Here is a 13,653-nt window from a genome sequence, read left to right on the forward strand (position 1 = left end):
CGGGCGGGCACCCCGTCTCGCCTACGCTTGGCGTCGTGACCCCCGCAGAGCTTTCCCAGGCAGTCCAGGCCGCAGTGAGCGCCGCCGTCGAGGCGGGCGAGCTGGCCGTCGCCGTGCCCGAGCACGTGACGGTCGAGCGGCCCAAGAACAGGGACCACGGCGACTACGCGACGAACGTGGCCCTCCAGCTCGCGAAGCCGGCCGGCAAGCCGCCGCGAGCCGTCGCCGAGGTGCTGGCGGACCGCCTGCGCGGGATCACCGGCGTCGCCAAGGTCGACATCGCCGGTCCGGGCTTCCTGAACATCACCCTGGACACCGCCACCGCGGGCGCGCTGGCCCGCACCGTCGTCGAGGCGGGCGAGGCCTACGGCCGCAACGAGGCGCTCAAGGGCCTCAAGATCAACCTGGAGTTCGTCTCCGCCAACCCGACCGGCCCGATCCACATCGGCGGCGTCCGCTGGGCCGCCGTCGGCGACTCGCTGGCGCGCGTGCTGCGGGCCTCCGGCGCCGACGTCACCACCGAGTACTACCTGAACGACGCCGGCGTGCAGATCTCCAAGTTCGCCGCGTCGCTCAAGGCCGCCGCCAACGGGCAGCCGGTGCCGGAGGACGGCTACGTCGGCGAGTACATCGCCGACATCGCCAAGGCGATCACCGAGGGCGTCCCGGGCGTGCTCGACCTGTCCGACGACGAGCAGCTGCAGGTCTTCCGCACCGAGGGCCTCAAGCTCATGGTGGCCGAGATCCAGCGCTCGATGGAGGAGTTCGGCACCCACTTCGACGTCTGGTTCTCGGAGAAGTCGCTGCACGACTCCGGCGCCGTCGAGAAGGCCATGGAGCGGCTGCGCGAGCAGGGCCACGTCTTCGACCGGGACGGCGCCATCTGGCTGCGCACCACCGACTTCGGCGACGACAAGGACCGCGTCCTGATCAAGGCCGACGGCGACACCACCTACTTCGCCGCCGACGCCGCGTACTACCTGTCCAAGCGGGACCGCGGCGCCGAGGTCTCGGTCTACATGCTGGGCGCGGACCACCACGGCTACGTCAACCGCCTCAAGGCCATCGCCGCCTGCGCCGGTGACGACATGGACCGCAACATCGAGGTCAAGATCGGCCAGTTCGTGAAGATGCTTCGCGACGGCGAAGAGGTCCGCATGTCCAAGCGGGCCGGCAACATCATCACGATCGACGACGTGGTCGACTGGATCGGCGTGGACGCCGCCCGCTACACCCTGGCGCGCTCCTCCACCGACTCCACCATCACGCTCGACATCAACCTGCTCACCAGCCAGAGCAACGAGAACCCGGTCTACTACGTGCAGTACGCGCACACCCGGATGTGCGGCGTGGCGCGCAAGGCCGCCGAGCTCGGCGTCGACAAGGGCGCGGCCGAGGACTTCAAACCCGAGCTGCTCGCCACCCAGTGGGAGAACGACATCCTCGGCGCCCTCGGCGAGTTCCCGCGCGTCCTGGCCACCGCCGGCGAGCTGCGCGAGCCGCACCGGGTCGCGCGGTACCTGGAGGACCTCGCGGGCAAGTACCACCGCCTGTACGAGAACTGCATGTTCCTGCCCAAGGGCGACGAGGAGCTCACCGACACGCACCGCGCGCGCCTGTGGCTGGTCGAGGCCACGCGAACGGTGATGGCCAACGGCCTGACGCTCCTGGGCGTGACGGCGCCCGAGCGGATGTAGTACCACCCCCCAAGCGCACGGCGGGGGCGGCTGACGGTCAACGGTGACCGTCGCCGCCCCTCGCCATAGGTCTAGGAAGTAGTCCAGAGATGAGTCGCTCCGCACACCCCGCAGGCCCCCGTCACGGCGACGTCCTGCCCGAGGGCCACTACCAGGCCCCGCCGGCCGACCTGAACGCGCTCGACCCCAAGGTCTGGTCGGAGACCGTCGCCCGCGGCGCCGACGGCGCGGTCACCGTCGGCGGTGTCGACGTCAAGCGGATCGCCGCCGAGTTCGGCACCCCGGCCTACGTCATGGACGAGGCCGACTTCCGCTCCCGGGCCCGCGCCTGGCGGGACGCCTTCGGCGACGACGCGGACGTGTACTACGCCGGCAAGGCGTTCCTGTCCAAGGCGGTCGTGCGCTGGCTGCACGAGGAGGGCCTGAACCTCGACGTGTGCAGCGGCGGCGAACTGCACGTCGCGCTGGCCGCCGGGATGCCCGCCGAGCGCATCGCGCTGCACGGCAACAACAAGTCGGTGCACGAGCTGGAGCAGGCCGTGAAGGCCGGCGTCGGGCACATCGTGGTCGACTCCTACGAGGAGATCGAGCGGCTGGCCGCGATCGCCGCCCGCCAGGGCGTCCGGCAGCGGGTGCTGATCCGGATCACCGTCGGCGTCGAGGCGCACACCCACGAGTTCATCGCCACCGCGCACGAGGACCAGAAGTTCGGCCTCTCGCTCACCGGTGGCGCGGCGGCCGAGGCGGTCCGCCGGGTGCTGGCCCACCCCGACGGCCTGGAGCTGCGCGGCATCCACTCGCACATCGGCTCGCAGATCTTCGACACGGCGGGCTTCGAGGTGGCCGCCCGCCGGGTGGTCGGCCTGCTGGCGCAGATCCGCGACGAGCACGGCGTCGAACTGCCCGAGATCGACCTCGGCGGCGGCCTCGGCATCGCCTACACCAGCGAGGACGACCCGCGCGAGCCGGCCGAGATCGCCGTCGCGCTGGCCGGGATCGTGCACCGCGAGTGCGCCGCCGCCGGTCTGGCCGCCCCGCGGCTGTCCGTCGAGCCCGGCCGGGCGATCGTCGGCCCGACCGCCTTCACGCTGTACGAGGTGGGCACGGTCAAGCCGCTGGAGGGCCTGCGCACCTACGTCAGCGTGGACGGCGGCATGTCCGACAACATCCGTACCGCGCTCTACGACGCCGAGTACTCGGTGGCCCTGGTGTCGCGGACCAGCGACGCGGAGCCGATGCTGTCCCGCGTGGTGGGCAAGCACTGCGAGTCCGGCGACATCGTCGTCCGGGACGCCTTCCTGCCAGCCGACCTGGCCGCCGGCGACCTGATCGCGGTGCCCGCCACCGGGGCGTACTGCCGATCGATGGCGAGCAACTACAACCACGCCCTCAAGCCCCCCGTGCTGGCCGTCCGGGACGGTTCGGCGCGGGTGATCGTCCGGCGCGAGACGGAGGAGGATCTCCTGCGTCTGGATATCGGATGACGAAATCCTCGTCTCAGATCATGGAACGACCGTAGATCTGTGCGGAAAGTCCCGGAGACTGGTACAGACCGAAGTTCCGGTGGGCTCCGAGAATCCCGCCGGAAATACCGAAGCACGATGAATGCAGAGCGGAGTCGGATGATGCGTACGCGGCCGCTGAAGGTGGCGTTGCTGGGCTGTGGTGTGGTGGGCTCCGAGGTGGCGCGCATCATGACGACAGACGCCGCCGACCTCGCCGCGCGCATCGGCGCGCCGGTCGAGCTCGCCGGCATCGCGGTCCGCCGGGCCGGCCGGGCCCGCCCGGGCGTGCCCGAGCACCTGATCACCACCGATGCCGAGGCCCTGGTCAACCGGGGCGACATCGACGTGGTGATCGAGGTGGTGGGCGGCATCGAGCCCGCCAAACAGCACATCCTGTCGGCGTTCAAGCGGGGCGCCTCGGTGGTCAGCGCCAACAAGGCGCTGCTCGCCCAGGACGGCGCCGAGCTGCACGCCGCGGCCGCCGAGGCCGGGGTGGACCTGTACTACGAGGCCGCGGTGGCCGGCGCGATCCCGCTGATCCGCCCGCTGCGCGAGTCGCTGGCCGGCGACAAGGTCAACCGGGTGCTCGGGATCGTCAACGGCACCACCAACTTCATCCTCGACAAGATGGACACCACCGGCGCCGGCTACTCGGAGGCGCTGGAGGAGGCCACCGCGCTCGGGTACGCCGAGGCGGACCCGACCGCCGACGTGGAGGGCTTCGACGCCGCCGCCAAGGCGGCGATCCTGGCCGGGATCGCCTTCCACACCAAGGTCACCGCGGCGGACGTCTACCGCGAGGGCCTGACCGAGGTGACCGCCGCCGACATCGCCTCCGCCAAGCAGATGGGCTGCGTGGTCAAGCTGCTGGCGATCTGCGAGCGGGCCGCCGACGGCGCCTCCGTCACCGCGCGCGTCCACCCGGCGATGATCCCGCTCTCGCACCCGCTGGCCTCCGTCCGCGAGGCGTACAACGCGGTGTTCGTCGAGGCCGAGGCGGCCGGGCGGCTGATGTTCTACGGCCCGGGCGCCGGCGGCGCGCCGACCGCCTCGGCGGTCCTCGGCGACCTGGTCGCGGTCTGCCGGAACAAGCTCGCCGGTGCCACCGGTCCCGGTGACTCCGTGTACACGCAGCTGCCGGCCAAGCCGATGGACGAGGTGGTCACCAGGTACCACGTCAGCCTGGACGTGGACGACCGCGCGGGCGTGCTCGCCCAGGTGGCGTCCGTCTTCGCCGAGCACGGCGTCTCCATCGACACCGTGCGCCAGCAGGGCCGCGACGGCGACGCCTCGCTCGTCGTGGTCACCCACCGTGCCACCGACGCCGCGCTGTCGGCGACGGTCGACAAGCTCCGCGCGCTGGACAGCGTGCGGGACGTGGCCAGCATCATGCGGGTCGAAGGGGAGTAAGGAACAGCCATGAACGCCGTTGCCGAGAACGTCGTCCGAGGCGCGCACACCCACCAGTGGCGCGGCCTGATCGAGGAGTACCGCGACCGCCTGCCGGTCAGCGACAGCACTCCCGTGGTCACCCTGCTCGAGGGCGGCACGCCGCTCGTCCCCGCCCAGGTGCTCTCCGAGCGCACCGGCTGCGAGGTCTACCTCAAGGTCGAGGGCGCCAACCCGACCGGGTCCTTCAAGGACCGCGGCATGACGATGGCCATCTCCAAGGCCAAGGAGGACGGCGCCCAGGCCGTCATCTGCGCCTCCACCGGCAACACCTCGGCCTCCGCCGCCGCGTACGCGGTGCGCGCCGGGATGGTGTCGGCGGTGCTGGTGCCGCAGGGCAAGATCGCCCTCGGCAAGATGGGCCAGGCGCTGGTCCACGGCGCCAAGATCCTGCAGGTGGACGGGAACTTCGACGACTGCCTCACCCTCGCGCGTGAACTGTCCGAGAAGTACCCGGTGGCGCTGGTCAACTCGGTCAACCCGGTCCGGATCGAGGGCCAGAAGACCGCCGCCTTCGAGATCGTGGACATGCTCGGCGACGCGCCGGACATCCACGTCCTCCCGGTCGGCAACGCGGGCAACATCACCGCGTACTGGAAGGGTTACCGGGAATACGCCACCGACGGACTGGCCGCCCGCACCCCGCGGATGTGGGGCTTCCAGGCCGCCGGCTCGGCCCCGATCGTGGACGGCGCGCCGGTGCTCAAGCCGCAGACCATCGCCACCGCGATCCGGATCGGCAACCCGGCCTCCTGGGACTTCGCGCTCGCCGCGCGGGACGAGTCGGGCGGCCTCATCGACAAGGTGACCGATCGTCAGATCCTCTCCGCCTACCGGCTGTTGGCCGCGCAGGAGGGCGTCTTCGTGGAGCCCGCGTCGGCGGCCTCGGTGGCCGGTCTGCTGGCCAAGGCGGAGGCCGGCCTGGTCGACCCGGGCCAGCGGATCGTCTGCACCGTGACCGGCAACGGCCTCAAGGACCCGGACTGGGCGGTGGCCGGCGCGCCGCAGCCGCAGATCGTCCCGATCGACGCGGAGGCCGCCGCGCAGCGCCTCGGCCTGCTGGACTGATCCCCGCCGCACCGTGACCGGTGCCGGGCCGACTCTTTCGGGGGTCGGCCCGGCGCCGTTCTCCGCTGACACTTTTGTGTCAATTCCATCGCGCATTCCGGTGGCATTCCGGCGCGAATTCCGGCCAGAAACGGCAACACACCAGATCGATGGCCCACGGGGTGTACCACTGTGGAACCTCTCTTCGATACTCTGGGTTCGGCCGTGTGGCACATGCCCCGGGTCCGGCCCCTCCGCGGGCCGCGCCGACGGCCTTGACCGCCCGCCCCGGCCGGGGCCCGCGGCCCTCCCCCCACCCTCGCACCGACGCGCTCCGCGCCGCCCGATTTCCCCAGGAGAGTCCACCGCATGGCCGGTCCTGCGTTCCGTGCCGCCGCCGTCCGGGTCCGGGTTCCCGCGACCAGTGCCAACCTCGGCCCCGGCTTCGACGCCTTCGGACTCGCGCTGGGTCTGTACGACGACGTGGTCGTCCGGGTCGCCGACTCCGGGCTGTCCGTCGACATCGCCGGTGAGGGTGCCGACACCCTGGCCCGCGACGAGCGCCACCTGGTGGTCCGCTCGATGCGCGCCGCCTTCGACCGCCTCGGCGGCCAGCCGCGCGGGCTCGAAGTGGTCTGTGCCAACCGCATACCGCACGGTCGGGGCCTGGGCTCCTCGTCCGCCGCGATCTGCGCCGGCATCGTGGCGGCCCGGGCCGTGACGATCGGCGGCCCGTCCGCCCTGGACGACGACGCGCTGCTGGCCCTCGCCTCCGAGTTGGAAGGCCACCCGGACAACGTCGCGGCCTGTCTGCGCGGCAACTTCACCGTGGCCTGGACCGACGAGGAGTCGGCCAGGGCCGTCACCCTGGAGCCGTCCGCGCAGGTCGTGCCGGTGGTCTTCGTACCGGCCACCGAGGTGCTCACCGAGACCGCCCGCGGCCTGCTGCCCAAGACCGTCCCGCTGGCCGACGCCGCCGTCAACGCGGGCCGCGCCGCGCTGATGGTGGAGGCCCTGACCCGGCGGCCCGAGCTGCTGCTCGCCGCCACCGAGGACCGGCTGCACCAGGACTACCGGGCCTCCGCGATGCCGGACAGCGCGGCGCTGGTGGGGGCGCTGCGCGCGGAGGGCGTCCCCGCGGTGATCTCCGGGGCCGGCCCGACCGTACTGGCGCTCACCGACGAGGCGGGCGCCGACAAGGTGCTGGCCTTCGCCGGCGACCACGGCGCGGGCGGCCCGGTGTTCGCCGCGCACCGGCTGGAACTCGACCGGACCGGGGCCTCGGTCCTCCCGCTCGACGTCTGAGCGGCACCTCCGGGCCCGCACGTCCGGGCCGGCCCGCCGGGGGTACGGCGGCCGGCGCCGGGTCCGGCCGTGCGTCCGCGGGCCCGGACCGGCCCGTCCGGAGCCGGGCCGTCCGGACACGATTGGCAAGCGCAAGGCTGGGGAATGTCTCAGGGGGTCGGTAGTGTTAACCTCATTGCTGCACCAGGTGCCCTCCGGGGCTCGGTGCGCCGCGTCCCGATCCCAGCACTCCGCACCAGCGGAGTCCAGGCGATGTACGGGGCGACGATTCTCCGGGAGCCCACCGCAGCGCGTACGCAGCCTGCCTGCGCGACATGCGGCCGCATCCCGAAGCCGTGACGGCACCTGACTCCCACCCGCGGCCTCCCACCTCGAGGCCAGGACGGGCGGAGCGCGGTCCACCGTCACGCGACGGGGACCGGGTTTCGCGGGCAGCGTGGGGATACGCCCCTCTGCCGAGGCCGGGGTGGGGGTACCACCCGGCCGAGGCCGGGGTGGGGGTACCACCCGGCCGAAGGCCGGGGGAGGGTCACGCGACCATCCCATCGCGCCACTCAGCACCACCCGTGCTTCACGCACCGCACCTCGCAGCTCTCTCCCGACTGGCTTCCGCCATCCGGGGGATCACCGCCTCGGACCGACGCAGTCGAGCGTTGGTCAGGACAGCACAACCGGTCGCCGAGCCAGACAGGCCGACGTCCGCTCCAGGGAAGGACCCTTAGTGAGCGACACCACCGATCTGATGGGCGCGCGCCCGGACGCCGAAGCGTCGGACGCAGCCGCCGCCCCCGCCGCCCCGGCCCGGCGCCGTCGTACCGCCGCCGCGGGCCTGGACGGCCTCGTCCTGGCCGAGCTGCAGAAGCTCGCCTCGACGCTCGGGATCAGCGGCACGGGACGCCTGCGCAAGAGCCAGCTGATCGAGGCCATCAAGGAGAAGAGCGGCGGGGACCCGCTGCTCGCCGCCGGCGGCGCCACCGCGACCGCCCCGGCCCCCGCCAAGCGCACCGCCGCCAAGGCGGACGCCGCGGAGCCCGCCGAGAAGCCCGCCCGCCGCACCAAGGCCGCGCAGGCCGAGGCCCCGGCCGCCGCCGAGGCGCAGGCCCAGATCGAGATCCCGGTCCAGGCCGCCGCCGAGACCGCCGCGCCCGCCCGCACCGAGCGCACCCGCCGCCGCGCCACCTCGGCCGCCGGCGCCCCGGTGGCCGAGGCCGCCGCCGAGACGCCCGCCGCGGTCGTCACCGAGGCCAAGCAGGCCGAGGCCCGCCCGGCCGAGACCCGTGGCTTCGAGAGCCGCGAGGAGGGTCGTACCGAGACCCGCCGCGACCGCCGGGACCGTCGCGACCGCCGCGAGGGCGGCGAGCGCGAGGGCCGCCAGGAGGCCGGCGAGGCCCAGGCCGCCCAGGAGGGCGAGGGCCGCGAGTCGCGTCGCGACCGCCGCAACCGCCGGGACCGTGCCGACCGCCAGGGCGGCCAGCAGCAGGGCGGCCAGGCCGACGGCCAGCAGCAGGGCCGCCAGGGCGGCCAGCAGGCCCAGCCGCAGGCGCAGCAGGGCGGTTACGAGGACGACGAGTTCGGTGACGGCCGCCGTGGCCGCCGCGGCCGCTACCGCGACCGCCGTGGCCGTGGCCGCCGCGAGGGCTTCGAGGCCGGCGTGGCCGAGCCGCAGGTCGGCGAGGACGACGTGCTGATCCCGGTCGCGGGCATCCTCGACATCCTCGACAACTACGCGTTCGTGCGCACCTCCGGCTACCTGCCGGGCCAGAACGACGTCTACGTCTCGCTCGCCCAGGTCCGCAAGAACGGCCTGCGCAAGGGCGACGCGATCACCGGTGCGGTGCGCCAGCCGCGCGACGGCGAGCGCCGCGAGAAGTTCAACGCCATGGTGCGGCTGGACTCGGTCAACGGCATGGACCCGGAGAGCGGCCGCGGCCGCCCGGAGTTCAACAAGCTGACCCCGCTGTACCCGCAGGAGCGGCTGCGCCTGGAGACCGACCCGGGCGTGCTGACCACCCGGATCATCGACTTGGTGTCGCCGATCGGCAAGGGCCAGCGCGGTCTGATCGTCGCGCCGCCGAAGACCGGCAAGACGATGGTGCTGCAGGCGGTCGCCAACGCGATCACCCACAACAACCCCGAGTGCCACCTGATGGTCGTCCTGGTCGACGAGCGTCCGGAGGAGGTCACCGACATGCAGCGGTCGGTGAAGGGCGAGGTCATCTCCTCGACCTTCGACCGCCCGGCGGAGGACCACACCACCGTCGCGGAACTGGCCATCGAGCGCGCCAAGCGCCTGGTGGAGCTGGGCCACGACGTGGTGATCCTGCTGGACTCGATCACCCGCCTCGGCCGCGCCTACAACCTGGCGGCGCCGGCCTCCGGCCGCATCCTGTCCGGTGGTGTCGACTCGACCGCGCTGTACCCGCCGAAGAAGTTCTTCGGTGCCGCGCGCAACATCGAGAACGGCGGCTCGCTGACCATCCTGGCCACCGCGCTGGTCGAGACCGGCTCGCGCATGGACGAGGTGATCTTCGAGGAGTTCAAGGGCACCGGCAACATGGAGCTCAAGCTCGACCGGAAGCTCTCGGACAAGCGCATCTTCCCGGCCGTCGACGTCGACGCCTCGAGCACCCGCAAGGAGGAGATCCTGCTGGGCAACGAGGAGTTGGCCATCGTCTGGAAGCTCCGCCGGGTGCTGCACGCGCTCGACTCGCAGCAGGCGATCGAGCTGCTGCTGGACAAGATGAAGCAGACCAAGTCCAACGCCGAGTTCCTGATGCAGATCGCCAAGACGACCCCCGGGTCCGGCGACTGACCGTACCCGGGCAACTCACCGGCACGGAACCCCGGTTCGCGCGAGCGGACCGGGGTTCCGCGCGTGTTGCGGGCGCTTGTTCCAGGGTTGGGACATATCAAGGTCTTTGGATCATGTTGTCCGATTTACTCTGGAGCCTATGGTCGAGCACACGAGGGTTCCGAGTCGCCGCCGCAGGGTCCTGCGGGTGGCCGCGGGCGCGTCCGCCGCGCTCGTCGTCCTCGGGGCCGGGGCGGCCGGCTACGCGTACTTCAAGCTCAACGGGAACATCAAGAGCGTCGACATCGACGCCCGGCTGGGCACCGCCCGGCCGCCGTCCGCCACCGACGGCTCGTTCAACGTCCTGGTCCTGGGCTCGGATTCGCGGAACGGCCTGAACGGCCAGCTGGCCGGCGGCGACACCGGTGAGACCGCCCGCTCGGACACCGCGATGGTGGTGCACGTCAACCAGGACCACTCCCGGGCCGACGTGGTCTCCATACCCCGCGACACCCTGGTCGCCCGGCCCGAGTGCACCGACGCGACCGGCCGGCCGACCCTGGCGGCCAAGCGCGCGATGTACAACAGCGCGTACGAGACCGGTGGCGCCGCGTGCGCGGTCAAGACCACCGAGCAGCTCACCGGGCTGCGGATGGACCACTACGTCGAGATCGACTTCGAGGGCTTCGCCCGGGTCGTGGACGCCCTGGGAGGCGCCACCGTGACCACCACGGTGCCGATCCACGACCAGGACAGCGGGCTGGACCTCGCGGCCGGCGAGCACCACCTCGACGGGAAGCAGGCACTGGCCTTCGTCCGCACCCGGCACGGGGTCGGCGACGGCAGCGACCTCGGCCGGATCGAACTGCAGAAGCAGATGGTGAAGTCGCTGCTCCGGCAGACCGGCGGGATCGGGCTGTTCGGCAACCCGGTCAAGCTCTGGTCGGTCGGCGACACCCTGACCCGCTCCATCACCACCGACTCGGCGCTGGCCTCGGTGAACTCGCTGGTCGGGCTGGCCCAGGAGCTCAAGGGGATCGGCCCGGACCAGCTCTCGATGGTCACCCTGCCGGTCGTGACGGCCCCCAGCGACCCCAACCGGGTGGTCCCGCAGCAGCCGCAGGCCGACCAGCTCTGGGCGGCCCTCAAGGCCGACCGGCCGCTGCCGAAGGCCGTGCTGGAGGCGCAGCCGGAGAATCCGGCCCAGGCCGGCCCCAGCGCCGCCGCCCAGGCCGTGGCGAGCGCCCCCGCCGCCTCCGCCGCCGCGAGCGTCCCCGTCACCGCCCCCGCCACCGCCGCGAGGCCCCCGGCCGGGACCGGCGCGGGCCGCTGAGCGCGGCCCGGAATATCCCGGGGCACCACCCGGTTTGGGAAGAAGCGGCCGGTCCTGGCAGACTGGTCCGTCGGTCCCGGTTCACGTGCGGCACTCCAGTCGCCGACCCGGTGCCCTCCCGAAACCTAGGAGAACCCCTTGAAGCCCAACGTTCACCCCGAGTACGTGGTCACCCGCGTGACCTGCACCTGCGGCAACGAGTTCACCACCCGCTCGACCGAGACCAGTGGCGAGATCCGCGCCGAGGTCTGCTCGCAGTGCCACCCGTTCTACACCGGCAAGCAGAAGATCCTCGACACCGGTGGCCGCGTGGCCCGCTTCGAGGCCCGCTTCGGCAAGCAGCACAGCGCGAAGGCCTAGCGCTCCCTCGGCGCCGGTTCCCGGTGCCCCCGTACTCGTTCCGGGGGCGCTTGGGGGCCGGCGCCGTTCGCGTCTCCCGGCGCCCCGGCGCCCCGCCACCCCCACCACCGCTACCCACGGGAAGAAGGCCACCCCATGTTCGAGGCAGTCGAAGAGCTCCTCGTCGAGCACGCCGACCTCGAGACGAGGCTGGCCGACCCGTCCGTCCACGCCGACCAGGCCAACGCCCGCAAGCTGGCCAAGCGGTACGCCGAGCTGACCCCGATCACCCGGGTCTACCGGGAGTGGCGGCAGGCCGGCGACGACATCGATGCCGCGCGCGAACTCGCCGCCGAGGATCCGGAGTTCCTCACCGAGGTGAAGGACTCCGAGGCCCGCCGCGAGGAGCTGACCGAGGAGCTGCGCCTGCTCCTCGTCCCGCGCGACCCGAGCGACGACAAGGACGTCATCCTGGAGATCAAGGCGGGCGAGGGCGGCGAGGAGTCCGCGCTGTTCGCCGGTGACCTGCTCCGGATGTACCTGCGCTTCGCCGAGCGGATCGGCTGGAAGACCGAGATCATCGACTCCAACGAGTCCGACCTCGGCGGCTACAAGGACGTCTCGGTGGCCGTGAAGACCAAGGGCAACGCCGAGCCCGGCCAGGGCGTCTGGGCCCGGCTGAAGTACGAGGGCGGCGTGCACCGCGTGCAGCGCGTCCCCGCCACCGAGTCGCAGGGCCGCATCCACACCTCCGCGGCCGGCGTGCTGGTCACCCCCGAGGCCGAGGAGGTCGAGGTCGAGATCCACGCCAACGACCTGCGGATCGACGTCTACCGGTCCTCCGGCCCCGGCGGCCAGTCGGTCAACACCACCGACTCGGCGGTCCGGATCACCCACCTTCCGACCGGTATCGTGGCCTCCTGCCAGAACGAGAAGAGCCAGCTGCAGAACAAGGAGCAGGCGATGCGCATCCTGCGTTCGCGGCTGCTGGCCGCCGCGCAGGAGGAGGCCGAGCGGGAGGCCTCGGACGCGCGCCGCAGCCAGGTCCGCACGGTCGACCGCTCCGAGCGGATCCGCACGTACAACTACCCCGAGAACCGCATCTCGGACCACCGCACGGGCTTCAAGTCGTACAACCTGGACCAGGTCCTGGACGGCGACCTGAACGCGGTGATCCAGTCCTGCGTGGACGCGGACGCGGCGGCCAAGCTCGCCGCGGCCCAGCAGGGCTGAGACCCGCGCCCGGCCCGCAGACGCACCCCGCAGACGCACTAGAGAAGCCGCAGCGCAGAAACAAGAGGTCGTACGTGAACCTGCTGCTCGCCGAGGTGGCCCAGGCCACCCAGCGGTTGGCCGCGGCCGGCGTGCCGTCGCCGCGCTTCGACGCGGAGGAGCTCGCCGCACACGTCCACAACGTCAAGCGCAGCCAGCTGCACACCGTGAAGGACGCCGACTTCGACGCCCGCTACTGGGAGGCCGTCTCCCGCCGCGAGGCGCGCGAGCCGCTCCAGCACATCACCGGCCGGGCGTTCTTCCGCTACCTGGAGCTGGAGGTCGGCCCCGGGGTCTTCGTGCCCCGCCCGGAGACCGAGTCGGTCGTCGAGTGGGCCATAGACGCCGTCCGCGACATGGACGTCGCCGAGCCGCTGGTGGTCGACCTCTGCTCCGGCTCCGGCGCCATCGCGCTGGCCCTCGCCCAGGAGCTGCCGCGCTCCACCGTGCACGCCTTCGAGCTGGACGAGGGCGCGCTGCGGTACACCCGGCGCAACATCGAGGCCAGCTCGGACCGGGCCCGGGTGACCCTGCACGCGGGCGACGCCACCAAGGCCTTCGAGGACGACCGCTCCTGGGACGGCCGGTTCGACCTGGTGATCTCCAACCCGCCGTACATCCCGCTCACCGAGTGGGAGTACGTCGCGCCGGAGGCCCGTGACCACGACCCGCAGATGTCGCTGTTCTCCGGCGAGGACGGGCTGGACACCATCCGCGGCATCGAGCGGGTGGCCGCCCGGCTGCTGCGCCCGGGCGGCGCCGTGGTGATCGAGCACGCGGACACCCAGGGCGGCCAGGTGCCGTGGATCTTCAACGAGGAAGGCGGCTGGACGGACACCGCCGACCACCGCGACCTGAACAACCGGCCGCGCTTCACGACCGCCCGAAGGGCGTCGTTGTGAACCGTCGAGTGCC

At 72.4% G+C, this 13,653-nt stretch carries 10 protein-coding genes; all 10 read left to right on the top strand.

Features of this window, described 5'->3' with window-relative positions:
- Window positions 1-35 precede the first annotated feature (35 nt).
- The gene (gene argS / locus ACFVHB_RS05085) at window positions 36-1,697 is read left to right on the top strand and encodes an arginine--tRNA ligase (RefSeq protein ID WP_380315271.1); all 1,662 of its coding nucleotides are present in this window, start codon (window positions 36-38) and stop codon (window positions 1,695-1,697) included.
- 89 nt (window positions 1,698-1,786) lie between these two features.
- Window positions 1,787-3,181 carry a diaminopimelate decarboxylase gene (gene lysA, locus ACFVHB_RS05090; RefSeq protein ID WP_380315274.1) on the top strand — a complete coding sequence of 465 codons (1,395 nt, stop codon included), beginning with the start codon at window positions 1,787-1,789 and terminating at the stop codon, window positions 3,179-3,181.
- Window positions 3,182-3,319: 138 nt separating this feature from the next.
- Window positions 3,320-4,612, top strand: coding sequence for a homoserine dehydrogenase (locus tag ACFVHB_RS05095; RefSeq protein WP_380315277.1), 1,293 nt, complete (start codon window positions 3,320-3,322; stop codon window positions 4,610-4,612).
- A 9-nt stretch (window positions 4,613-4,621) separates the two neighbouring features.
- Entirely contained in the window at window positions 4,622-5,719 is a 1,098-nt protein-coding gene (thrC, locus tag ACFVHB_RS05100; protein ID WP_380315280.1) for a threonine synthase, read from the top strand.
- 348 nt (window positions 5,720-6,067) lie between these two features.
- Window positions 6,068-7,003, top strand: coding sequence for a homoserine kinase (gene thrB, locus ACFVHB_RS05105; RefSeq protein WP_380315283.1), 936 nt, complete (start codon window positions 6,068-6,070; stop codon window positions 7,001-7,003).
- A 721-nt stretch (window positions 7,004-7,724) separates the two neighbouring features.
- A complete protein-coding gene (gene rho / locus ACFVHB_RS05110; protein ID WP_380315286.1) occupies window positions 7,725-9,815 on the top strand; it encodes a transcription termination factor Rho in 2,091 nt (696 codons plus the stop codon).
- Window positions 9,816-9,954: 139 nt separating this feature from the next.
- Entirely contained in the window at window positions 9,955-11,127 is a 1,173-nt protein-coding gene (locus ACFVHB_RS05115) for an LCP family protein (protein ID WP_380315288.1), read from the top strand.
- A gap of 138 nt (window positions 11,128-11,265) precedes the next feature.
- Window positions 11,266-11,487 (top strand): 50S ribosomal protein L31, encoded by a 222-nt coding sequence (gene rpmE / locus ACFVHB_RS05120; protein WP_148642921.1) that lies wholly within the window; start codon window positions 11,266-11,268, stop codon window positions 11,485-11,487.
- A gap of 135 nt (window positions 11,488-11,622) precedes the next feature.
- Entirely contained in the window at window positions 11,623-12,699 is a 1,077-nt protein-coding gene (gene prfA / locus ACFVHB_RS05125; RefSeq protein WP_380315291.1) for a peptide chain release factor 1, read from the top strand.
- Window positions 12,700-12,773: 74 nt separating this feature from the next.
- A complete protein-coding gene (gene prmC / locus ACFVHB_RS05130; protein WP_380315294.1) occupies window positions 12,774-13,640 on the top strand; it encodes a peptide chain release factor N(5)-glutamine methyltransferase in 867 nt (288 codons plus the stop codon).
- The last annotated feature ends 13 nt before the right edge of the window (window positions 13,641-13,653 follow it).

The sequence above is a fragment of the Kitasatospora sp. NPDC127111 genome (assembly GCF_042677465.1).
GTDB lineage: Bacteria > Actinomycetota > Actinomycetes > Streptomycetales > Streptomycetaceae > Kitasatospora.